Origin of the sequence: Actinotignum timonense (assembly GCF_900155575.1) — a bacterium.
GTDB lineage: Bacteria > Actinomycetota > Actinomycetes > Actinomycetales > Actinomycetaceae > Actinotignum > Actinotignum timonense.
The window spans coordinates 392,594-417,130 of the sequence record NZ_LT706966.1 but is presented as its reverse complement, the minus strand read 5'-3'; the positions used below and the strand labels follow the sequence as shown (position 1 = coordinate 417,130).

Below are 24,537 nucleotides of genomic sequence, written 5' to 3'. Positions count from 1 at the left end.
GAGAAATGCGTCGTCGTACCGAAGCTGTGGATAACGGTTCGCCAAGAATCCGGACCCCCGCTAGGGTGTGCCGCAAGGAGAGCGCGCTCGCGAAAGGAGGAGCCATGGAAGGCCTGAGCATTCCCGCGCCGCCCGCGTGTTATCGCGGCAGCGGGCAGAAAATGAGCGCCGTCATGTTCCTTCCCGCGCTGCTGTCCGTGGTGATGCTCGTGATTCTCACGTCCACTACCCGGCGCTCTCTCAACCTGCTTCTCCTCATGGGAACGCTGGGGGTTCTCATGCTCGCGCTCACGCTGCTCAACGTGGGCCTGGGGCTGCGGCGCAACGCCGGGGAACGCGACGGCGCGCGGCGCGACTACCTCGCCGCCCTGACCAGGTGCGAAGCCGAAGCTGCCCGCATACTGGAGGCCTGTGCTCGCGAAGAAGCGCAACGTTATCCGGCCCCGCTCGTGCTCCCGTTGCGCCTGGCCCGCGGCATGCCACCGCCACCGGGCCCGATCCGGGTGGGGCAGGCGCTGCTCGCGCCGCCGTATACCGTTACGCTTGCGGAGGACCCTCCGGGGGAGCGCGACGACGCCGCCCGCCGGGCGCGGGACCGCTGTGCCACGGAGGTGCAGCGCCCGATCCCCGGCCCCGCACTCCTCGACCTGCCCTCGTATTCCACCGTGACGGTGAGCGGGGAGGCGGCCTGGGCCTGGGTGCGGGCCCTCCTCTGCCAGCTCGCGGCGAGCGTTCCGCCTGGTGATCTCGCTATTATCTCGGGCGATCATGTGCCTGCGGCCGAGTCGGACTGGCTCAGTTGGCTGCCCCCGTACGCCGTCTCGGAGGCGGGGCTCGGAAAGGCCATACACCTTATTATTAAGGGGCCTTTCGGGGAGCGTGATTGCCCAGGTTCCTCGTCCCACCTCACTTTGCATGTCCGGGACAAACCAGAGCGCGAAAAATCGCATCCGGAAGAAGCTGGCCCGGCTGATCAACCCTGCGTGCTCGCACGCGACTGGCCTGCCCAGCATGAAGCGGGCCCGCTTCCCGAACCCGGCAGCCTCGTCGCACTTGTGGATTATTCGGAGGGTGCCGAGCCCGCACATCTCAGCCTCGCCGATAGTACCGGGGTACGCTCGGGGATTCCCGATCTGCTTGACCTGGACGGAGCGGCTTATTGTGCCCGGGCGCTCTACCGGGCTCGCGGCTCGGCGGCCCAGGATTCCACCAGCGTGCAGGGTTTTGCGAAGTTGCTCGGATTGCCATCCCTCACGCCGCAACTCGCTTCGCCGCACGCCACGTCGCCCGCTCAGCAGCTCCCCGGCTCGCCTTCTCCAACTCACCGCCCGGCCGCCACCTTGCGCGTGCCCCTCGGGCTCGATCCGCAAGGCGCCCCGGTGTGGCTCGATCTCAACGAGGCCGCGGCCGGCGGGATGGGCCCGCACGGCCTGCTCGTGGGCGCAACCGGCTCCGGGAAATCGGAGCTGCTGCGCACGCTCCTCCTCGGGCTCTGCCTCACCCATTCGCCCGAACAGCTCAACCTGGTCCTGATCGATTACAAGGGCGGGGCGAGTTTCCATCCTTTCGCCGAGCTGCCCCACACCGCGGCCCTGGTCACCAACCTGGAACGCGATAGCTCCCTGAGCGAGCGCATGGAGGAAACCCTGCGCGGGGAAATGAACCGCCGCCAACACCTGCTCGCCGAGCACGGCCAGCACTCTCACCTGGGAGAATACGAGGCAGCGCGCGCTCGCGGCGCCCATGGCGGCCCGCTTCTCGCACCACTCCTTATTATTATTGACGAATTCGCCGAGCTCCTGACCGACCACCCCGATCTCATCGACACCATCGTCGCTATCGGCCGCCTGGGCCGCTCGCTCGGCATCCACCTGCTGCTCGCCACCCAGCGCCTGGACGAAGGCCGGTTGCGCGGCCTGGATTCCCACCTGTCCTACCGCATCGCGCTGCGCACTTTTTCCGAGCACGAATCTCGCGCGGTCATCGGCACCCCGCAGGCCGCCCACCTCCCACCCCAGCCCGGTTGCGGTTTCCTTGCCTGCGGCGGTGTGCCGCATCGCTTCACCGGGTTTTATGTTTCTGCGCCGCTCGCGGCCCGCCCGGCTCAAGTCCCCTCGGTACGACGACGCAGCTCCGGGCCACCAGCCGCCCCGCTCACTCATGCAGCTTCCGGGGCGGGCACGGTTCAGACCGGGCCATCCACACTCACCGCGGCACTCGCACCGCTGCGCGGGGCCGGGCCGCGGGCCCACCCGATCTGGTTGGAGCCGCTCACCCGCCCGCGCCACCTCACCGAGCTCATCGCGGTGCATACCTCAGCCCGGTTTGGGATATATGCGCCGAGCCAGCGCGCCACCCCGCTCCGGCTCACGCTCGGCGAGCGCGATCTTCCGCTGCTGCAACGCCGCGAAGCACTCCATATTGATCTCGCGGATTCTCATCTTCTGGTGCTCGGTGCTCCGGGAGCCGGATGCGATGAAGCATTGCAGACTGTTGCAGGGGTTCTGGCGTTGGGATATACCCCGGCCGAAGCACAGTACGCGCTGTGTGATGCTTCGGGATCTGAGCTCGCCGAGCTTATTAATATTCCGCATATATGTTTCCGGGTCGATCATTCCGAGCCGGAGCGGATGCGCGCCGGATTGGTCGAGCTGAGGAACGTGCTCCGCGCTCGCGAAGCCGCGCGCAGCGGGGAATCACCGAGCCCCGATCCCTTCGGAGAAATATTTATTTTTCTGCGCGGTTGGTCGGCACTGCGGGCACGCCCCGAGCTGGATGAGCCACTAACGGAACTTATTGAGCGCGGCCCGGCCAGCGGCATCCACATTATTACCACGGCTGCCCGCCCCACCGAGATTCCCGCGCACCTGCGCGATTTTTTCACCACCCGCTTGGAGCTGCGCCTGGCTGATCCCTATGATTCCCATGCCCCGCACCGGCGCGCGGCCACTGTGCCGGTGGGTTGCCCGGGCCGGGGGATAACTCCGGCAGGGGAGCATTTTTTGCTCGCCACCACCCGGCCGCGCCCGGATTCACTCGGCCCGCACCCGGATTCACCCGGCGTCGGCCAGGGTGATCTCCTCGCCGAGATTCGCGTGGCCTGGTCCGGGCCACCCGCGCCCCAGTTGTGGGAACTTCCCACCCACCTCGACTACCAGGAACTACAAGCGGGATACGGCCTCCACAAGCCTTCGCTACATTCGCTGCGCGTGGGAGTGAGCGCCCGCAACCGCGGGCCGGCCACTCTTGATCTTGCCGCTACCGGGCATGCTCTTATTATTGGGGAGGCGGGTTCGGGGAAAACCGCGGCGCTGCGCCTCCTCGCCCAGCAATTCGCGCACATATCCCCGCTCCCGCGGCTCTTCCTTATTGACCCGCACGGCTACCTGCGCACGTGCCTCCCGCCGGAACTCATCGCGGGAAGTTACCGAAGCGCCACGCAGGCCCGGGCGGATATGGAAGCCCTCGCCCAGGTGCTCGCCGCCCGCCGCACCCAAATGCACAGCACGGCTGACCGTCCCCACACTCCAGATGCAACCGGCCACACCGAGCCAGCCTCGTCACCAGCCCCGCCGCCATCCCCGTCACCCGCACCGATTATTGTCATGGTGGATGATGCCGAACTTCTTGATCCGCAGAGTTCTCCGCTCGCGCCCCTCGCCGAGGTACTCGTAGATGCCGCAGAACTCGGGTGGCACCTGATCCTCGCCACCGCGGAGCCAGCACACCTCAGCCATCTCCCGCTGTGGCGGCGACTCCTGGCTATCTCCCCCGCAGTATTCCTGCTCTCCGGAGATTTTCGCTATCGCGGCGTGAGTGCCCGCCGCGATATTCCGGGCCGAGCCCAGCTTATTATTGGCCCGGCAGCAGATACCGTGCAGATCGCGTGGTCCCCGCCCGCCCAGAAAACCCGCGGGTTAACGCTGGCAGCCCGGGCACCAGAAGAGGCGCCGCCCCGCCATGAGTTCCTCCCGGATAATTGCGCCGCAGCGCACGCACGGGCGGCCGGTGCGGTGATACACCGCGAAGCGTGAGAGCTCTGGATCGCCTTCGGGAATCGGGTCGGGCTGGAATTCGGGCGGGATCGTCACAATAATCCCGGAATCCACATCGCGGCCCATGCACAGCACCAGGTCATCCCACAGCTCGCGGTAGCGGGATTCGGAAACTTTATTGGCCGGCCGCAGCGGGGAAATCCCGGTGCGCCACAAACAATCAGCCCGATAAATATTGCCCGGGCCCGCCACAACAGCCTGGTCCATCACCACCTGGCCGGCCGGGATTTTCCGGCGGCGCGCCCCGGCCACGAATCGCTGCCGGTCACCCTCCTCATTACGAATAGGATCGGGGCCGAGCCGCGCAATCACCCCCAGGACTTCCTCCCCGCTGAGAATCTCACAGCGGGCCGGGCCGGTGAGCTGGGCAACCGCCTCCGGCCCGGCGAGGCGCAAGCGAGTTGTCGGCGTCGTCGCCAATTCTCCCAGGACTTGAATATTGTCTTCCGGTAGACCATCGCGACCACCCGCAGGCGCGGCCTCTACCAGGCGCGTGGTGCCATCTTGCCCGCCGTCAATGGTTTTGCGCATGCCCGAATCTTCGGTGGGGCTCACCCGAATCCCGGCACCGTGCAAACCGGCCACCCCCGGCCCCGCAAAAGCCCATTTTCCGTAAAGCCCCAGATGAATATGGAGCCAGGTGGCCTGCGGGTCACCGAGCTCAACGGTAGGAATACCATCCGCCGCGGCTTGTTCGGAAGTGGAAAGGAAAGGCCAGAAAAGATGCTTGCCCCAGGCGTGGGCCCGCCCGGCGCGCAATCCGTCCAGCAGGGCCGCACCTTCAGCGAAACGCCCCTGCGGGGAACTGGCAGCCACGGCGTCCCCGCCAAAAAGCGCCGTGAGAATACGTCCGTGACGATGAATAGCGTGACCTTCCGGCACCGCTCCTCCTCCATTCGGTATGCAATTCATCCAGTATAGGCGGGCGGGTTCGGGTGCGCCCCGCGGGGCGGCTCCGCGCGGCCCCGCAATATGCGACGCGGCACGCGGCCGCTAGGATAGCGGGTATGGAGCCGAACGCAGCAGTACGTCTTTTCTCTCGCGCAATCGAGGGGCGCCTGACCGCCACCGATGAGGGCGAGCTGGCTCGGCTGGAGGAAACCGGGCGCGTCCATGATCGCGCGTCGTTGCTGGCCGCGTGTGCGCCGGCCGCGCCGCTGCGAGAACGGGGCGGGCAGCTGCTCTACAGCGATAAAACCGGCAAAGATTTATTGCGTAACCTCGCGCTCATCACAAAAACTTATTGGATTTCTGGGGCTCTTGCGCTGTCGGCGAGCCTGGATCACGCGGTGAGCGGCACACCTATTTTTTATATTCCGCAAGCCGATATTGATCGTCTGGATAAAACGGCTGCCACCTGGGGCGGCATGCAGCCCCTGTGGGTGCTCCCGATTGACGAGGATGTGAGCGCGGGAGCGCAGTGGATCGATTTCTTCAAACATTACGTGGGGGTCGGGCGCGCGGTTGTAGATACGTACGCGGTTGGTGACGTGCCGGCGGCGCTCACCTGGATTAAGGAAAAAGAAGATGATGTCGCGGTATAGCCTCGGGTCGCGGCAGTATCGAGGGTACGACGACGCCGCCACCGGGCAGTCGGACTCTGTAGGCGATGATAGTGCCGTTTTTCTACTGCCCGCTCCTGCCGCACCCGCGATTGCACCCCGCACGCCGGAAAAAGCGGTCGAGCGCTTTGCCTATCTCACTTCGGGACACGTGTGGTCTATGGCCACGCTGGAAGGTAAAACTATGATCCTCCCCGAGATCGTGACCCTGATCGAAGAACGCCCGCTACCCGGCCAGAAGCGCAGCGATGAGGATGTGGCGGCGATGGTTTCCGCCCATGAGTTGGTCGCAAATCTAGTGCGGGCAGGTTTGTTCCGGATGGATGAGGACACCCAGAACCGCATCCATCGCACCCTCACCTACCACTCGCTTATTGATTCCGGCGTATTTCGGGGAGAAGGCGCGGTCCGCGGGGAGCACGGGAATGTGGACGTGGCGGGTACGCACTACCAAGCACCCCAGGATCCGGCTGCGCTGCACGCGATTTTCACGGCTTCGCTGGCGCGTCTGGATGATAGCGATCCACTGCGGAGCGCGGTGCAATTTTTCGCTACCTCTACGCTCGCGCAGTATTACTTCGACGGAAATAAGCGCACCGCACGGCTCATGGCTTCCGGGTATCTCATGACCCACGGATACGATGCCATAGCTATTCCGGCCGCGTATTTCGAGGAGTATCAGGATGCGCTGCGCGAGCTTTTCTTGAGCCGTGACATCGGGCCGATTGCGGAGTTGATCTATCGCGGCGCCCGAGAATTAGGCTAGCGCCCGCGTTTCCGTGGCTTGGTGCCCGCAACTGCCACATCTTCTAACGTGAGTGGAATAGACTCAAGAAAGCTTGCGTTGCTATGAGTGGATCGGCGAAGTGGTGAACAGGTAGCCGCCGCCGATGTAAGGAGTTGTCATGGATAAACTAACAACGAAGTCGCAGGAAGCTTTGGCGCAGGCCATTCGCACGGCGACGGATGCGGGCAATCCCCAGGTGGAGCCGGTGCATCTTCTCAGCGCACTGCTCGCCCAGGAAGGTGGGATTGCTCTTGCCCTGCTCGAAGCGGTGGGGGCTAATCGGGTGGAGATCGCGGAGCGAGTATCCGGGGCGCTGGCTTCGCTGCCGCGCTCGGCGGGGGATTCGGTGCAAAATCCCGGGGCTTCGCGCCCGCTCTCGCGGGTGATTTCGGAGGCCGGCAAGGAAGCAACCAGTTTGGGCGATGCCTATATTTCTACCGAGCATCTCCTCATGGCGATTGCAGCTTCGCAGTCCCAGGCGGGGGAGATCCTCCGGAACGCGGGCGCCTCGCATGAGGCGCTGCGGGCTACCCTGCCGCGCGTGCGCACCTCGAAGGTGGATAGCGCGGATCCGGAAGGCACGTTCCAGGCCCTGGAGAAATACGGTCAGGATCTCACCGCGATGGCTCGGGAAGGGAAAATGGATCCGGTGATCGGCCGCGATAGCGAAATTCGCCGCGTGGTCCAGGTCCTTTCTCGGCGTACCAAGAATAATCCGGTGCTCATCGGGGAACCGGGTGTTGGGAAAACCGCCGTTGTGGAGGGTTTGGCGCAGCGCATGGTCAATGGCGATGTGCCGGAATCTTTGCGCGGTAAGCGGCTCATTCAATTGGATGTGGCCGCAATGGTGGCCGGTGCAAAATACCGCGGTGAATTCGAGGAACGCTTCAAGGCTGTCCTGAATGAAATCAGGGAGGCAGCGGGTGAAATCGTTACCTTTATTGATGAGATCCATACCATCGTGGGGGCCGGTGGCGGTTCCGAAGGCGCCATGGATGCCGGAAATATGCTCAAGCCGATGCTCGCGCGCGGGGAATTGCGGCTCATTGGTGCTACCACCCTGGATGAGTACCGCGAAAATATTGAGAAGGACCCGGCTTTGGAGCGCCGTTTCCAGCAGATTTTCGTGGGTGAACCCTCGGTGGAAGATACCATCACAATTTTGCGTGGCATCGCCCCGAAATACGAAGCACACCATAAAGTAACAATTACGGACGGTGCTCTTGTTGCCGCGGCGCAGCTCTCGAATCGGTATATTACCGGCCGTCAGCTTCCCGATAAGGCCATTGATCTTATTGACGAAGCGGCCTCGCGCCTGCGCATGGAATTGGATTCTTCCCCGGAGGAAATCGACGTGTTGCAGCGCCAGGTGGATCGCCTCACGATGGAGGAGTCCTATCTTTCTGAAACTCAGGACGACGACGCAGCTACCGCCGACCGCCTAGAAACCATCCGTGCGGAATTGGCGGATCGCAAAGAAGAATTAGCTGCCTTGACGGCTCGGTGGGAAAATGAGAAGGCCGGGCGCAACCGGGTGGGTGATTTGCGGGTCAAGCTTGATGAGTTGCGCACCGAGTTTGAGTTAGCGGTTCGCGAGGGCCGGTATGAGGATGCCGGGCGGCTCCAAAACGGTGATATTCCTGATGTAGAACACCAGATTGCCGCGGCGGAAGCTGCTGAAGCGGATGGCCAGGCTCGCGATCATGAACCGATGATTGCTGAGCGGGTGGATTCTGAGGAAGTTGCTGAAGTGGTGGCGGCCTGGACGGGCGTGCCGGTGGGTAAACTCATGCAGGGCGAAACGGAGAAACTCCTCCATATGGAGGAGGAGATCGGGCATCGCCTTATTGGCCAGCAGGATGCGGTGCGGGCGGTTTCTGATGCGGTGCGCCGTTCGCGTGCCGGGGTGCAGGATCCGAACCGGCCCGATGGTTCCTTCCTCTTCCTCGGGCCTACAGGTGTGGGGAAAACGGAATTGGCGAAGTCGCTGGCGGACTTTATGTTCGACGACGAGCGCGCCATGGTGCGTATCGATATGTCGGAGTACGCCGAAAAGCACTCGGTTTCGCGGCTGGTCGGGGCACCTCCGGGATACGTGGGTTATGAGGAAGGTGGCCAGCTCACCGAAGCGGTGCGGCGGCGGCCTTACTCGGTGATTCTGCTTGACGAAGTGGAAAAGGCCCACCCGGATGTGTTCGATATTCTGCTCCAGGTTTTGGACGACGGGCGCCTCACGGACGGCCAGGGCCGTACCGTGGACTTCCGCAATACCCTCCTTATCTTGACCTCGAATTTGGGTTCTCAGGCTTTGGCTGATCCCACTATGGATGCGGCGGCCCAATATGACACGGTCATGGCTGCGGTGCGGGCGCACTTCAAGCCGGAGTTCCTGAACCGCTTGGATGACGTCATTGTTTTCCATCCGCTGAGCATGGAGGAAATTGGCAAGATCGTGGATCTGCAAATCACGCAGTTGGAGCAGCGGCTGGGTGAGCGGCGGATGCATCTGGATGTGAGCCCGGCGGCGCGCGATTACCTGACGATGGACGGATACGATCCGGCCTACGGGGCTCGCCCGCTACGCCGGCTTATCCAGCGGGAAATCGGCGACCAGCTGGCCCGCATGATCCTCGCAGGTGACGCTCATGACGGGGATACCATCCGGGTGGATACCCAGGAAAATGCCACGGCTAGTGGTGGGACTTCGGGCCGTAGCTATGCCCTGCGGCTCAGCACTGAATCCTAATAACTAAATTGCCCTATCTACGTCCGGGGTGTGCCGACGCGGCACACCCCGGACGTTCTTTTCTGTGAAGCGCGATAGCGGTGACGCCCTGAGCGAGATATTGCGACAGGTATGCCGTTAAATGCGATGCCGGTGCACTCGATGTGGTTGCCGAAATTAAGTGGTGTCAAGGTATTGACAGATCATTAACGCGTCCTTTAGCGTAGCCTTAACGGTGCTCATCCGAGCGTCGTCAGGGGTCACAAGTCCCAACCGTTCAACGATGAACAGGAGGCAGATCATGAAGACTATCCGAAAAGTAGGTGCTGCATTCGCGGCAACACTGCTATCAATCGTGGCGTTTATGCCATCAGCCAGTGCTATCCAGGTGGGTGGCTACAAGAAATGCAACTTCAACCAGGCTCATGTTGGCGTATATGCGCAACAGCAGACGTATGAATTGATGACGATTGCGGTGCGTGGGGAGACGCTTTATTCTCGGAGCGATAGATTGAGGGCCAGCGTCGTTTCGCGTTATTTCGATGGGAACTGGAGGGCCTCGGCGGAAGAACTACTTCGTGCGCCTACCCATGCTACCTGTACCCCGATTGACTGGTAGATGGTTCTGAATCCTGTAGTGGGTGGCGGGGGAGGTCCCCTCGCCACCCACTCGATTTAGCGGGGGGGGGGGAAGCTCAATGAAGAGATTTTTTCTTTGTTTAGTGGTTGCTGTGGTGATCCCGATTAGCGGCTGCACAGGTGAAGGCTCCGGAGGAGCCGAAAATGCTCAAACATCGGCTTCCTCCGAATGGGATCCGAAGTCTTGGAAGTCTGATATAGAGATTTCTCCTAAGTTTACAAGTGAGGAAGATAAGCTAGCTTTCCGGAAACGCTGGCTGGAGCGTAATACTCGGACGATGGGTGTGGTGGATCCACCTGATATTGCTTTAGTTGAGTGGATGGATTCTCCGCATGCGGCCGATGAAAAGCAGGCGGAATGTTTGCGGAGTAAAGGGTTTTCCGCTGAGGTTGCTCCGCAAGGGGGAATCATGTATGACCCTCCGATCCCTGAATCGCAGCAGGAGGCTTTCGGTATGGCTCTCTATGAGTGCCATTCGATGTACTTCCTTGACCCAGAGTTTCTTGCGAATTTGACAGAGGATCAGTTGCGGGTGCAGTGGGATTATTGGGATGAATACTATATCCCCTGCCTGGCGGCGCATGGCTTCACAGTTGATACTTCCGAGCGTCCGGGGCGGGAAGCTTACGCGACGACGTTTTACTCTGATGCTGAGCATCGGTGGTGGCCGGATAATAAGGGTGAGCTTTCTTTCCGAATCACGCCGGAAGTTATGAAGGTATGTCCGGAAACGCCGCCGACGACAGAGTTTTATGGGATCGATTGATCCGCTGTGGATAATGAGGTGTCGTCGTGGAGAATTTCGTGGGACGGGTAGAGCGTAGACAATGCTGCCTTGGGTATTTCGGCTGCATTCTTGTGCTGCTTCTTGCGGGATGTGCGGTTGCTGATAATTCCACTAAGACCGCGAGTTCGCATTCTACTGACGCTCTCTCGGCAGGATGGAATCCGGATTCTTGGACATCTGATATAGAGATTTCTCCTAAATTCACTACGGAGGAGGAGAAGTTAGCTTTTCGAGACCGGTGGTTACAACGCAATGCAGAATTTATGGAATTGAAAGCCCCTCCTAGTGTGTCTCTTGTTGAATGGCAAAAATCTCTGGAGCTCTTCGATAATAAAACTGCAGAATGTTTGAGGGGTAAGGGTTTTGGGGCGCACGCTGCTCCCCAGGGCGGCATCACTTATGACCCGGCAGTGCCAGCAGCGCAGCGGCAAGCATTTGATTTATCCCTGTATGAGTGTCAAGCGATGTATTTCCCTAATCCGGAATTCCTTGAGAATTTGACGGAGGATCAGTTGCGGGTGCAGTGGGATTACTGGGACGAGTATTATATTCCTTGCTTGGCGGCTCACGGCCTTACTGTTGATACTTCCGAGCGTCCCGCGCGGGAAACCTATGTTGCCGGCTTCAACACCGATCCGGAACACCGCTGGTGGCCTGATAACGGAGGATCATTACTACTTCAAATTCCTTCTGAGGTATGGAAAAAGTGCCCTAATATCCCTCCAGAATCAGAGCTTTACGGCTTGGAATGAGGCGTGAGAGATGAGAAACAGGATTCTATGTACCTTAAGTTCCTTATTTATTGCGGTGGGTGGTTGTGCAAGCGGTAATTCTGACTCGGGAAGCGCCGGCGAAACTGGAAGTGAAACAGCTGTAGCTTCACCGTCCGAATGGGATCCGAATACCTGGAAAGCGAAAATCAAGATTTCGCCGCGCTATCACACGGAGGAAGAGAAACTAGCATTCCGCGCGCAGTGGCTGAAACGTAATGCAGAATATTCTGGGATTGAAGCTCCTCCGGATGTCGCTCTTGTTGAATGGCAAAACTCTGTGGAATTGATGGATACCAAGCACGCCGAATGTTACAGAGAAAAGGGTTTTAGTGCCTATGTGCCACCTCAGGGCGGAGTCGCTTTTGACCCGGGTATTCCAGAATCGCAAGAAGAGGCGTACGACCTTGCCTGGTACGAGTGTTATGCGAAGTATTTTCCGAATCCGGAATTTCTCACCAATTGGTCAGAAGATCAATTGAGGGTGATATGGGATTACTGGGATGAGTATTACATTCCTTGTTTGGCCGCGCATGGATTCAAAGTAGATACTTCCAAGCGCCCGGTTCGGGAAACCTATGCCACGACGTTTTACAGTGATGCTGAGCATCGGTGGTGGCCAAACAATGGAGGATCTCTTGAATTCGAAATCCCTCCAGAGGTGTTAAAGGTTTGTCCGGAGATTCCTCCAGCTTCCCAGTTTTATGGCGTGGAATGAGGTACGGCCATGAAACATAAGATTGGATCTACTCTCTGGTTTGTCCTTACAGTGCTGACTGGCTGTGCTGCTGGCGGTTCTGATTCCGGAACTGCTGGCAATGCTGACAGTGAATTGGCAGCGTCCGCTGCATCTGAATGGGATCCGGATTCTTGGAAAACTGATATAGAGATTTCTCCTAAGTTTACAAGTGAGGAAGAGAAGTTAGCTTTCCGGAAACGCTGGCTGGAGCGTAATGCCGAGACGATCGGAGTTATGAACCCACCTGATATTGCTTTAGTTGAGTGGATGGATTCTCCGCGCGCGGACAATGAAAAGAATGCGGAGTGTTTGCGGAGTAAAGGGTTCTCCGCTGAGGTTCCCCCGCAGGGGGGAATTCTGTTTGATCCTCCGATCCCTGAATCGCAGCAGGAGGCTTTAGGTATGGCAGCCTATGAATGTAAATCGATGTACTTCCTTAACCCAGAGTTTCTTGCGAATTTGACAGAGGATCAGTTGCGGGTGCAGTGGGATTACTGGGATGAATACTATATCCCCTGCCTTGCGGCACATGGCTTCACAGTTGATACTTCCGAGCGTCCGGGGCGGGAAGCTTACACGACGACGTTTTACTCTGATGCTGAGCATCGGTGGTGGCCGGATAATAAGGGTGAGCTTTCTTTCCGAATCACGCCGGAAGTTATGAAGGTGTGCCCGGAAGCGCCGCCAATTACAGAGTTTTATGGGATTGACTGATCTGCTGGCGATAGGGGTGTTGCATGAAGCATAGAGTTCTACCGGTTTTTAGTTCGTTACTCATAGTGGTGGGCGGTTGCGCCGCGGGTGGTTCCGATCCTGGAAGTGCCGGTGCAACCAGTCACGGCACCGCCGCGGCTTCAGCATCCGAATGGGATCCGAATACCTGGAAAGCGAAGATTAAAATCTCGCCGCGCTATCACACGGAGGAAGAGAAACTCGCATTCCGCGCGCAGTGGCTGAAACGTGATGCGGAGTTTTTGGAAATTGAGGATCCGCCGGATGTTCCGCTCGTGGAGTGGCAAGAATCATTGGAACAGTCGAATATCAAAATGGCTGAGTGTTTGACCGGCAAGGGTTTTGGATCCCATGTCAATCCCAAAGGTGGGGTCGCTTCCAATGGGAGTATTCCAGAATCGCAAGAGGCGGCATATAACTTGGCTAGTTACGAATGCTATGCGATGTATTTCCTCAATCCAGAATTTCTTACCGACTGGTCGGAAGATCAATTGCGAGTGATATGGGATTACTGGGACGAGTACTATATTCCCTGCTTGGCGGCTCACGGGTTCACCGTCGATACTTCTGAGCGGCCTGCCCGGGAGACATACGTCGCGACATTCCACACCGATGCGGAACATCGATGGTTCCCCAGTAACGACGGATCGCTCTTATTCCAGATTCCTCTTGAGGTATGGAAAACCTGCCCGAATACTCCTCCTGCTTCCCAGTTTTACGGATTGGAATGAGGTCTAAGAAATGAGAAACAGAATTGTATGTGCCCTGAGTCTCCTACTCGTGGCGGTGGATGGTTGCGCGAGCGGGAGTTCCGATTCCGAGAGTGTTAACGAAACCGCAAGCGAAACCGCTGTTGCTCAAGCATCCGAATGGGATCCGAATACCTGGAAAGCGAAGATTAAAATCTCGCCGCGCTACACCACCGAGGAACAGAAGCTTGCTTTTCGCGAGAAGTGGTTGAAACGGCACGCGGACTACTGGGAGATTGAAGACGCGCCCGATGTTCCTTTGGTTGAATGGCGGACACCATCAGAGGAATCGGATATTAAAAGAGCCGAGTGCCTAACCAGCAAGGGGTTTGCGTCTCATGCTAATCCCAAAGGGGGCATCGGTTCTGATGGTGCCATACCGGAATCACAAGAAAAGGCGTACAACTTGGCCACTTATGAGTGCATATCGATGTATTTTACCGATCCGGAGTTTATCACTGATTTATCGGAGGATCAGCTGCGGGTGCAGTGGGACTACTGGGATGAATACTATATTCCCTGCTTGGAAGCGCATGGTTATAAGGTTGATATCTCCAAACGTCCCGCTCGGGAAACCTATGTTGCTAAGTTCCATACCGATCCGGAGCACCGCTGGTGGCCGGATAACGGCGGTTCTCTTGGATTCCGAATCCCGGTAGAGGTCTGGAAAGTCTGCCCGGAGACTCCTCCCGCCACAGAATTCTATGGCATAAAATAACCCCATGATATTTACCATTCACGTGTAACCGCGTGGCTACCACGAAAGGCGTGCTGCCATGAACAAGAAAATAACTCAGATCCTCGCAGGTGTGATAACACTCCTCCTCGTGGCGGCACTGGCATTCTGGGCGGGCCGCACCACCCTGAAACCCCCGGAGCGGATCACCCAAACGGGAGCGGAGACAATGACCGTCACCGTAACCGAGCAAAATATTGGCCGCACCCTCACACTCTCCACCACGGTAGAACGCGCGGCACAACCGGTTGCCGTGAACCAGCTCAACGGCACCATCACCTCCGTTGCCGCAGACGGAGAATTCCACGCCGGCGACACCCTCTACACCGTCGGAAATACCGAGGTAATCGCGGCAGAAGGTTCCACCCCCTTCTGGCGGCCCCTCGCCGAAGGAACCGAAGGTGAGGATGTCTCCCAATACCAGCGGCTCCTTGCCGCCCTCGGCTACTCACGCACCGTGGCAGATGGGAAATTTGGCCCCGCCACCACCGCGGCAACGAAAGCGTGGCAAAAAGCGCGCGGGCAGGAACAGAGCGGCGTCGTCGGCCTGGGAGAACTTGTGGCAGTGCCGCAACTACCAGCTGCGCTCACCCTGGACCGCAGTATTGCTTGGCCCGGAGCGACCCTGAACGGAAGTGAAAATATTATTAACTCGGTGTCCGGAACGCCCAGTTTTTATATGGAAATCACGCGCGAACAGCAGGCTATGATTCAGCCGGGAATGGGGATCCGCGTGAAGCTGGGCGAACAGCCCCTCATCGGTATTACCGGTGAGCCGGAGGAAACAGAAGGGGGCCAGGTCAAGGTCCCTGTTACCGCGGAAGACGGCGGTTTGCTGTGCGGCACTCGGTGCGGGGAATTGCCGGCGAGCCAAAAAGCCTATCTTCTTACCGATATTGAGATTGTGCCCGCGGTGACCGGGCCTACCGTGCCGATCTCCGCGCTATCCACCATGCCGGATGGGACCGTGAGCGTGAGGGTCGCGGGGGAGGCCGCGCCTCGCACCGTCACAGTTCAGACCGTGGCCGGCGGCCTGGCGGTAGTCGAGGGCGTGCGGGCCGGAGAAAGCGTGTATGCGCTGGCCGACGCGAAGAAGGCCGGCGCCCCGGGTGCGCCCGGCGGATCCGGCGCTGATACCGGCTCCCGCGAAGGCGCAGAAACCGGCCCCGGCGCAGATTCAGGCACGGGAACTAGCGAAGGCACGGACACGAGCGAAGGCGCGGAAACCGACTCCAGCGCAGATGCAGAAACCGAAGCCACCCCGAGCCCGGAAAGCACGAAGTAATGGACGCGCCCGGCATCGCCACCCGTGAGCTGCGCTTCCGTTACCGGAAAGGCGCCGAAGAACTCTTCGACGGCCTCACCCACGTTTTCGCCCCCGCCGCCATTACCGCGGTGACCGGGGCCTCGGGGCGCGGCAAATCCACCCTGCTCTACCTCCTCGGGCTCACGCTCACGCCCAGCTCCGGGCAGGTCCTTATTGACGGCGCCGCCGCCAGCGAGCTCACCGACCGGGAGCGCTCGCGCCTGCGTGCCCGCCGGATCGGCTTCGTTTTCCAAGATTCCGAACTTGACCCCACCCGGCCCGTCCTCGATTCCGTGATGGAACCCGGGCTTTACGCGGGACATTCGCTGGCAGCCACCCGCACCCGTGCCCGTGAACTCCTGGCCGGCCTGGGCCTGGAGCACCGCGCCGACCACCGGCCCGGGCAAATCTCCGGCGGGCAGGCCCAGCGCGTGGCGGTCTGCCGCGCCCTCGTCAATTCCCCCACCTTTATCCTGGCCGACGAACCAACCGGAAACCTCGACCCGGATAATGCCAACCTTGTGCTCGGCGCCCTGCGCGAAGCCGCGGAATCCGGATGCAGTGTCATTATTGCCACCCACGATCCCACGGTGGTCAATGCGGCAGATGAGGTGGTGCGACTATGAAATTCGCTGTTTTGCTACGCGAAGGCGCGAAAAATGCGCTCGGGGCCCTGGTCACCACCATCTTGGTGGCCCTGGTGCTCGGGGTGATGTGCGCGGCGTCGCTCGTGACGGTGGGCCGTCAGGCCGCCACCGAAGCCGAGCTGCACCGCCAGCTCACCGGCCCGCAAGCCCGCCAGCTCACCCTCATAGATCAAAAAAACGCCGGGCTGCTCCCCGAAGCATTCTTGGAAACCCTGCACGGCACCTCCGGGGTGGCCGGGGTAGTGGGATACCGGAGCACGGTGGACGTGGTCAATGGATCGCTCGGCCCGGCCTCCCAGCTGTTCGCCCTGGTGGAAACCGGTGGCGACATCTCCAAAATAATTACATTAACAGCCGGGCGTTATCCCGGTCCGGGAGAAGCTATCGTGCCCGAAGCCATGCTGCCGCAGCTGCGCCTGGCCTTCCCCAGTGGGTACGTGGAATCGCGCGGTGGGCGGCAGTGGGCCGTGGTCGGCTCCTTCACCCCCAGCGGCGGATTCGAGGACCTCGATAATTACCTCCTGGCCGGGGGTGGCTCGGGTGCCTACGTGCGGGTGACCGCGCTGGCCAACGACGCCGAAAATATTGCTGCGGTGACCGATGTTGCGCTCGCCGCCATTGGGGATTTCGATCCCGCCAAGCTCATTATCCGCAGCTCCGTCAGCCAGGCGAAACAGGGCGTGGCCGTGACCGGGCAGGTCGCGGGCATGGGTCGCGCCCTCCTCATTCTCATTCTCGGGGTGGGGGCGCTCTTTATCGCCGCGGTGGTCCTGGCCGACGTGCTTATCCGCCGCCGCGACCTGGGCCGGCGCCGTACCCTCGGCATTACCCGCGGCGGGCTGGTGGCCTTGGTGATCGCGCGCATTGCCTACCCGGCGGTGGGCGGCACCGCGCTGGGCATCGCCGCGGCCTGGGGTTATTGCCGGCTGAGCGGTAATCCGGTCGCCCTCGATTTCTCGGTGGCGGTGGGGGTGCTCGCGGTGCTCGTGGCGCTGCTCGCCTGCATTCCCCCGGCGATTTTTGCGGCCTACCGTGACCCGGTGGAGGTCATGCGCACGCCGTAGCCGCGCGCATTACACTGGCTGTCATGTACGTGGCGAGTCGTTTTGCGTTGGAACCGGAACGCGCGGTGGAACTAGCTGCCCAAATCGGGGTGGGAGAATTAATAACGGCCGGCCCGCGCGGCCTGGACGCCACCCTCCTTCCTTTTAATATTAAGTACGACGACGCCGGCACTCTCCACCTCCACAGCCATATGGCACGTATTAATCCCCAGGCGAGCGATAGCGGGCCCTGCCTTATGGTGGTTACCGGGCCAAATACCTATATATCACCCTCCGATATGCCACCCGGCCCGGCAGATGCGCCGCTGGCCCGGGTTCCCACCTGGAATTACCTCACCGTGCACCTGCGCGGCGAGCTCACTATCCACGAGGATCCCGCCTGGCTCATCCCCACCCTGCGAGAATTAGTAGACGCCCACGAAATTGCCCACCACGGTGGCACCTGGCGCCCCGATACCCACGCGCGGCCTGACCAGCTGCGCCGCATGCTGCGCGCCATCGTGGGCGTGGATATTAAAGTCACGGAGATTATTGGCAAGGCCAAGCTGTCCCAGAACTTATCAACGGAGGAGATTGCCGCCACCGCAGCCAGCTTGCGGCGTCGTCGTGAAAAAAATGCTGCCACGCAGATAGCCGAGCTAATGGAAAACCTGGCCATCCCCACCGCTGCGGCGCGCGAAAAAGCCGTGGAACGGGCGAAACACGGGCCCTGGGCCGCCCGCGCCGGCACGGAAACCGAAGGGAAACGCACCGAAACTTAATATGCCATCGCTCGCGGCAAACGTGCCCTATCTCACGTACACTGTGAACATGGAATTTCTTGAGGAGAACGTCGACCCCCTGGATCTTTCTGCCATGCAGCTGGCGCGGCGCATGCGCACCGGCCGTGTGGACCCCGTTGCGCATACCGAACGGGTGCTGGAACGGGCCCGCAGCCGCGGCGCCGCGGTGGGTGCATTCACACATATCGCAGAAGAATTCTCGCTGCGGCAGGCACACGCCGCCGCCGCGCAACTGAAAGAGGGCAGGGGAGGGCCGCTCACCGGGGTGCCTTTCCCCATCAAAGACCTCGACGACGTGGCCGGCCTGCCCACCGAATACGGCTCGCGGGCCATGCGCGGAAATATCGCCACCACCACCGGCGGAGTAGCCCAGTCCATCCTGGACGCCGGCACCGTGACCATCGGAAAAACCACCACCCCGGAATTCGGTTTCGTCGGCTACACCGAACCGGACGGCCTCACCCCCGCGCGCACCCCCTGGGACCTGGCCCGCAGCGCCGGCGGATCCTCCGGGGGAGCGGCCGCGGCGGTTGCGGCCGGCGTGGTCCCCATCGCGCACGGGAACGACGGCGGCGGCTCGGTCCGCATTCCCGCCGCGCACTGCGGGGTACTCGGCATCAAACCCAGCCACGGGTTGGTCTCACCCGGACCCGGATCCTCCTTCTTCTCCGATAGCGGGCTGGCCACCGCCGGGGTGCTGGCCCGGACTGCCCGCGATTTGGCGGCCGGACTCGATATTATTGCGCGGCGCCGGCCCGGGGATTGGAGCCCCTACCCGGGAGCGGGGGACTACCTGGCCACCCTGGATGCGGAATTCGGGTGCGGGCCGCAATCGCGCAGCCGCGCCCTCGCCTTGGCTGACCTGCGGGTGGGGGTGCTCACCGAACCGCTCAATGTTGATACCGAGATCCACCCCGCCTGCCTGGAGGCGGTGGCGCGGGCCGCGGAAGATTTCCGTGCTATGGGTGCGCGGGTGGAGCAGATCGCGCGGCCCTTCGGGCCGGAAGCCTGGCAATCCTTTATGCCGATCTGGCAGGCGGGCGCGGCTGCTATCCCGCTCCCGCCCGAACGCGAGGAACTCCTCACCCCGATGAGCCGGTGGCTGCGCGCTCGCGGGCGGGAAGCAACCGCGCCGCAACTCATGGCCGGCTTGCAGGGAATGTACGCCATTGCTCGGCGCATGGGGGAGGCTTTCGCGGATTATGACGTGATTGTGAGTCCGGCGCTCGGTACTCCGCCGGCCGACCCGGCCTGGGTGTGCTGCCCGGATGATCCGGCTGAAGATTTCCGGCGCCAGTGCATTGTGAGCCCGTGGACCAGCTCCTGGAATATGTTTGGACCGGCCGCGGTAGCCATCCCGATCCACCGCGCGGAAGTCGATGGCACGGAGTTACCTTTCGGGGTGCACGTGGGTGCCACCCGCTTCGGGGAAGAACAGCTGCTGCTCTCCATTGTGGCCGCCCTGGAAACCCTGGATCCCTGGCCGCTGATCCGGCAGCCGCGCCAGTAACGGGCGTGCCGTGAGCGCGCGGTGGTGAGCCGCGTGGGATACTCCGCGCGGCCCGCTCTGCGCGGCGCTGCCCGGCCCGCCTCCGCGCCCCGAATTTTAAGCGCATAAATATCAATGACCTAACGGAAGTGTTCACGTTGTGGACGCTCTGGACGGATGCGCACCATTCTTTGCGATGATAGCCCGCATCCGGTATTCCCACGCGTCACGCACTGCCGGTCTATCGCTCAAGGGTGAGAGGCTGAGCGGGAGGGGTGCATAACTTCTCCACTGGTTGGTAGATATGCGCGGCGGGGTGGGGAGGCTGCGCCGCGTGCGCCGTCGCCCTACCTCTCCCGAACCCTGGCCTCCGTGCAGGAATGACAACACCGGATTCCCCGACGGGATCCCTCCCGTCACGAAGTTAGGAGAAGGTGTGACAGGTTTTAACTGGCGCCGCCTGGGCGGATTATCCGTCACGGCTGCGCTCGCCTTAAGCGTACTCACTACTCCGGCGCTCGCTGCGGACCAGCCAGCGCCGTCGAATCCCGCCGGCGCTTTCGCCGGTCTCTTCTCTCCCGATAACCCCGAGCTGGCTGCCTTCCAGGATCTGCAGGGCTCCAATGAGCGGGTGCGGGTTATTGTGCTCCTCAAGGACCAGTCTCGCCTGGGCAGCGATACCGGTGAGGCGCAGAGCCTGGCCACGCAGGAAGACCTGGTGGCACAGTGGTCGGAGAAGTACGGTCTGCAGCTTGAGCGCCAGTTCGGCTACCTCGTCAATGGTTTCGCCGCGACGATGCCGGCGGATAAGATGGCGGCTCTGGAAGCGGAAGCCGCGGTGGCCTCGGTCAAGCGTGAGCGCGTCTACCAAACAACAGACGTGGCCGCGACCGAACGCGCTGCCGATATTTCCCGCGCCGTCGCCCAAAGCGCGCTCGCCCAGAACGCGGGTACCACGCAGGCGCTCGCCCAAGGTGCCCTCGCAACGCAGCCGCAGGAAAATGTGCCCCTCGAAGATGCCTCGCGCGATATGCAGGGCGCGCCCGCGGCCCTGGCTGATGCCGGCGCGGACGGCACCGGCATGGTTATTGCGATTGTGGACACGGGTATCGACCCGACTCACCGCGATATGCGCATCGACAATTGCGATACCGCGAAGATTAAGAATATTAACACCGCTGCGAATCCCGCCTTCACGTGCAAGGTTCCCAACGGCTACAACTACGCCGATGATAATTTCGAGATCGTCGATACCACCTCGTCCATGCACGGCATGCACGTGGCGGGTATTGCCGCGGCAAACGGCCTGGATGAAGGCCAGACCTTCGCAACCACCGGCCGGGTGGAAGGCATGGCCCCCAATGCCCAGCTGCTGGCAATGAAGGTCTTTTCCAATGACCCGGCGCGTTCGCGCGGCGCGGCCGACGGCGATATTATTGCCGCCATTGAAGATTCCGTGAAGCTGGGCGCCGACGTTATTAACCTCTCGCTGGGCTCCGATAACGGCTTCGGATACTCCAACGGTGCGGGCCTGGCCATCGAAGAAGCGCGCGCCAAGGGTGTGCTCCCGGTGATTTCCGCCGGTAACTCCGGGCTCAATTTCTCGCCGAGCGGCGGGGAAGACGATATGTTCGGTAAATGGGACGACGGCGTTATTGGCTCGCCCTCGGCTCACGATGCCACGCTTTCGGTTGCCTCGATTGATAATAATTTTGAAACCCGCTCGGTCGCCCGCGTGACCGTGGGGGACAAGTCCGAGGATATTTTCTACGAACTTGCCACCGGTAAGCCGGATAATGAGCCCCGCGAAGCGGTAGCCGCCGGTACCGGCAAGCCCGAAGAATTCCCGGAAAATACCGCCGGTAAATACGCTCTTATTGAGCGCGGCGGCATCACCTTCGGGGAAAAGTTCGGCAACGCACAAAAAGCCGGTGCGGCCGGTGTAATTATCTACAACCACGAAGCCGGCGGGGATTCCATGATCTCCATGGGCGGTATTGACGAATACACCTTCCCCGGTGGCGTGATGTTCCGCTCCGATGCGCTGCGCCTCGTGAAAGCAATCGAAGCTAAGACCCCGGTCACCATCGCCCTCACGGATGAAGCCCGGACCACGCCCTCGGCCACGGCCGGCGCGCCCTCCAACTTCACCTCCTGGGGCCCGACCTCCAACCTGGACTTCAAGCCGAATATTTCGGGTGTGGGCGGTAACGTCTACTCCACCCTGAATTCCAATACCTACGGCTCGATGTCCGGTACCTCCATGGCCGCTCCGAACGTGGCCGGCTCCATGGCCAGCGTGCTTCAGGTGCTCGGTGAGCGCTTCCCGGATATGTCCCGGGCGGATCGCCTCAGCCTTGCGGAAACGCTGCTTATGAACACCGCGGAAATTCCGCGGCACGACGGCGTTCCTTACGCCCCGCGCCAGATCGGCGCCGGTTTGGTGCGCGTGGATCACGCCCTGGCTTCCCAGGTGCACGCCCGCGTGGACGGTGCCAATTCGGTGGCCCTGGGCCAGGTGAACGGGCCGGTGTCCTTCACCGTGACCCTCACCAACCACGGCGATAAGGAAGCGGCCTACGCGATTCCGCGCCAGGAAGTGGTTAACGAAACGAATAACGCGAACGACACCACCTCCACCTTCATTTCCAAGGAAACGCTGACGGCGGACCGCAAGGTCCTCACCGTGGCACCCGGGGAAACCACCCAGGTTACCTTCACGCTCACCCCGAGCAAGGGCAACCACTTCGTGGAAGGCTGGGCGGTCCTCGAAGGCGTGCAAGAAACCCCGGATATTAAGGTGCCCTACCTGGGCTTCGCCGGGGACTGGAACGCCGAACCCATTTTCGTGGCTCCGGGCCAGACCTGGGGTGAGGGAAATACCTCCACCTCCCAGCTGACCACCACGATCTTCGGGATGACCCTGCCCATGAAGAACAATATCTTCGGGGAATTCTGGCTCTCGCCCAATAAGGACAATAACGTTGATGCGGTTGTCCCGAATCTCACGCAGCTGCGTAACGCGGAAGAAGCCCAGTTCGAAATCTACGATGCGGCCGGCAAGCTCGTGACGCGCGTGGGTGAGGAACAGGAACTTTCCCGCCAGATCGCCGGTACTGCCCTGGGCACGAAGAATATTGCGCAGGCCTATCGCACCCATGCTTTCGATGGCACGGTGTGGGATGCGTCCAGCGCGAGCTTTAAGGCAATTCCGGACGGGCGTTACACCTACCGCGTCAAGGCGCGCCTGGGTGATCGCTTCGACTGGCAGACCCTCGATATGCCCTTCGGCGTGGATACCGTGGCTCCCGAAGTTTCCGTGGGTGAACCCTTCGAGCGTGACGGCCAGAAGATCCTGCCCTTCACCGTGACCGAAACCGGCTCGGGGATTTTCTCCTCGCCGATGGTGGAAACGGATAAGGGCACCCAGATCAAGCCGGTCACCAAGAATTCCGATTCTTCCTTCGAAGTGGTGCTTCCCGAAGGCGTTTCCTACGTGATTGTTACCGTGGCCGACCAGGGCATGAATAACACCATGGTCACCAAGGTGCTGGGCGCGAACGCCATCGAGATCCCGAGCCTGAACACCTATAACACCCAGGTCTTCACCCCGAATCACCGCCTCGTCAAGGACGGCAAGCTGACCGTCTTCGGTCTGGCTTCCGATGCGGTGGCCCGCGTCACCGTGGCCGGCACCGATGCGGAGCTCGGTGGCGGATTCTTCGCCGCCCTGGTCCCGCTCACCGCGGGTACCCAGGAGATCCCCGTGGTTGCCTACGGTGATAACGGCCGCGAAATCACCCGCACGATGCTGACCGTCACTTACGATACGGTGGCCCCGAGCGTGGCGATTACCTCCCTCAATGCCGGCGGTAAGCAGCCGGTGGCCGAGGATGGTTCGGTCACGATCACCGGTAATGTGCGCGATGAGCGCCCCGGTGCCACCCTCACCGTCAAGGTGAATGGCACGGATGTCACGGTGGATGCCACCGGCGGATTCACCACGACCTTCACCCCGGAAGCTGACGCCGTCAGCGCCACCGTGGTGGCCTCCGATGGTGGGAATACCACCACCGAAACGGTCACCTACGAAGGCCGGGAGGTCGTGGCGGAAGATACGTCGTCGTACCAAGCACCCACCTTCACGAATGTGCAGTGCTTCGGCACCACGTGCCTACCGGATATGTCTACCGCGGAAACCACGGCGGACGGCAAGCTGGTGCTGCGCGGTAAGGCGCAGGGCGTGTCCGCCTTTGTGCTCCAGCCGCGCGTGACCGTGAACGAGGCCGGCGCCTACGTGGTTCCGGACCCGATTAACGTGAGCGTGCAGGCCGATGGCACCTTCGAAACCGCGGTGCCGGTGACCACCGGTATTAACGCCTTCCACATGAAGGTGACCGATACCGAGGGTAAGGTCCGCATGGATAGCATCCTGCGCGTGTTCTGGGATACCGGGTACCCCAAGGTGTCCTTCACGGAACCGACCCTGTACAACGGCGTGCTCTACGCGAATTCGGATGAGGTCACCTTCGCGGGTACCGCTTCCGATGATGCCTGGGGCTACGAACTCAAGATCAACGGCTCGGTGGTGCGCAGCATTATCGACCACACCGTGGGCGGCACCAAGACCAATACCCGCAGCTTCAACCAGGCATTCCCCGTTGCGGATGGCGATACGGTCCTTGTGCAATTCGGTGACAGCATGGGCAATACCCTGCTCAACACCATCCCCGTGGTGGTGGATAAGGAAGGCCCGGCGGTGAGCATCAACGGCACGGACGGCGCGGTTATTCGCGACGGCGCTGCCATTGCCACCAGCGTGACCGACCCCAACCTCAAGGCCGCGCGCGTTCTCCTCAACGGGAACGTGCTCAGCGAGCAGAGCACCGATGCGGGTCTGCTCGGCCAGACCGTTGAGGACAGTCGGGGGTGCGGACGGTTTCCTAGAGATTTTTAAGGAGAACGTT

17 protein-coding genes are annotated in these 24,537 nt (G+C 61.3%); 16 read left to right on the top strand and 1 reads right to left on the bottom strand.

What is annotated here, in order from left to right:
* The first annotated feature begins 104 nt into the window (after positions 1-104).
* Positions 105-4,034 carry an FtsK/SpoIIIE domain-containing protein gene (locus CZ322_RS01770; protein ID WP_159454971.1) on the top strand — a complete coding sequence of 1,310 codons (3,930 nt, stop codon included), beginning with the start codon at positions 105-107 and terminating at the stop codon, positions 4,032-4,034.
* Here the strand turns inward: CZ322_RS01770 and CZ322_RS01765 are convergent.
* On the bottom strand, positions 3,918-4,937 hold the full coding sequence (locus tag CZ322_RS01765) for an Fpg/Nei family DNA glycosylase (RefSeq protein ID WP_087069967.1): 1,020 nt from the start codon (positions 4,935-4,937) through the stop codon (positions 3,918-3,920). The two genes, CZ322_RS01770 and CZ322_RS01765, sit on opposite strands and share 117 nt — an antisense overlap.
* A 125-nt stretch (positions 4,938-5,062) precedes the next feature.
* On the opposite strand from CZ322_RS01765, the gene CZ322_RS01760 reads away from it, so the two are divergent.
* The 15 genes from CZ322_RS01760 to CZ322_RS01685 all read left to right on the top strand — a co-directional run bounded on the left by CZ322_RS01760 (position 5,063) and on the right by CZ322_RS01685 (position 24,527).
* Positions 5,063-5,599: a hypothetical protein gene (locus CZ322_RS01760; protein WP_087069966.1), complete on the top strand. Its 537-nt coding sequence runs from the start codon at positions 5,063-5,065 to the stop codon at positions 5,597-5,599.
* Positions 5,583-6,383, top strand: a complete 801-nt coding sequence (locus tag CZ322_RS01755) for a Fic family protein (protein WP_143231806.1) — start codon at positions 5,583-5,585, stop codon at positions 6,381-6,383. The genes CZ322_RS01760 and CZ322_RS01755 overlap by 17 nt, the downstream gene beginning before the upstream one ends.
* A gap of 139 nt (positions 6,384-6,522) precedes the next feature.
* Positions 6,523-9,150, top strand: a complete 2,628-nt coding sequence (gene clpB, locus CZ322_RS01750; RefSeq protein ID WP_087069964.1) for an ATP-dependent chaperone ClpB — start codon at positions 6,523-6,525, stop codon at positions 9,148-9,150.
* Positions 9,151-9,827: 677 nt separating this feature from the next.
* Positions 9,828-10,535, top strand: a complete 708-nt coding sequence (locus tag CZ322_RS01740) for a hypothetical protein (RefSeq protein WP_087069962.1) — start codon at positions 9,828-9,830, stop codon at positions 10,533-10,535.
* Positions 10,536-10,561: 26 nt separating this feature from the next.
* Complete coding sequence (locus tag CZ322_RS01735; protein WP_234984412.1) at positions 10,562-11,308, top strand: hypothetical protein; 747 nt, start codon at positions 10,562-10,564, stop codon at positions 11,306-11,308.
* 10 nt (positions 11,309-11,318) lie between these two features.
* The gene (locus tag CZ322_RS01730; protein WP_087069961.1) at positions 11,319-12,044 is read left to right on the top strand and encodes a hypothetical protein; all 726 of its coding nucleotides are present in this window, start codon (positions 11,319-11,321) and stop codon (positions 12,042-12,044) included.
* Positions 12,045-12,053: 9 nt separating this feature from the next.
* Positions 12,054-12,779 (top strand): hypothetical protein, encoded by a 726-nt coding sequence (locus tag CZ322_RS01725; protein ID WP_087069960.1) that lies wholly within the window; start codon positions 12,054-12,056, stop codon positions 12,777-12,779.
* A 23-nt stretch (positions 12,780-12,802) separates the two neighbouring features.
* Entirely contained in the window at positions 12,803-13,528 is a 726-nt protein-coding gene (locus tag CZ322_RS01720; protein WP_087069959.1) for a hypothetical protein, read from the top strand.
* A gap of 49 nt (positions 13,529-13,577) precedes the next feature.
* Positions 13,578-14,264 carry a hypothetical protein gene (locus CZ322_RS01715; protein ID WP_234984411.1) on the top strand — a complete coding sequence of 229 codons (687 nt, stop codon included), beginning with the start codon at positions 13,578-13,580 and terminating at the stop codon, positions 14,262-14,264.
* Positions 14,265-14,322: 58 nt separating this feature from the next.
* On the top strand, positions 14,323-15,567 hold the full coding sequence (locus CZ322_RS01710) for a peptidoglycan-binding domain-containing protein (protein ID WP_087069957.1): 1,245 nt from the start codon (positions 14,323-14,325) through the stop codon (positions 15,565-15,567).
* Entirely contained in the window at positions 15,567-16,214 is a 648-nt protein-coding gene (locus CZ322_RS01705) for an ABC transporter ATP-binding protein (RefSeq protein ID WP_016441826.1), read from the top strand. The genes CZ322_RS01710 and CZ322_RS01705 overlap by 1 nt, the downstream gene beginning before the upstream one ends.
* Positions 16,211-17,299 carry an FtsX-like permease family protein gene (locus CZ322_RS01700; RefSeq protein WP_087069956.1) on the top strand — a complete coding sequence of 363 codons (1,089 nt, stop codon included), beginning with the start codon at positions 16,211-16,213 and terminating at the stop codon, positions 17,297-17,299. Before CZ322_RS01705 ends, CZ322_RS01700 begins: the two co-directional genes overlap by 4 nt.
* Positions 17,300-17,322: 23 nt before the next feature.
* Entirely contained in the window at positions 17,323-18,060 is a 738-nt protein-coding gene (locus tag CZ322_RS01695) for an FMN-binding negative transcriptional regulator (RefSeq protein ID WP_087069955.1), read from the top strand.
* Positions 18,061-18,109: 49 nt separating this feature from the next.
* Positions 18,110-19,591 carry an amidase gene (locus tag CZ322_RS01690; protein ID WP_087071126.1) on the top strand — a complete coding sequence of 494 codons (1,482 nt, stop codon included), beginning with the start codon at positions 18,110-18,112 and terminating at the stop codon, positions 19,589-19,591.
* 415 nt (positions 19,592-20,006) lie between these two features.
* Positions 20,007-24,527 carry a S8 family serine peptidase gene (locus tag CZ322_RS01685; protein ID WP_159454970.1) on the top strand — a complete coding sequence of 1,507 codons (4,521 nt, stop codon included), beginning with the start codon at positions 20,007-20,009 and terminating at the stop codon, positions 24,525-24,527.
* Positions 24,528-24,537 lie beyond the last annotated feature (10 nt).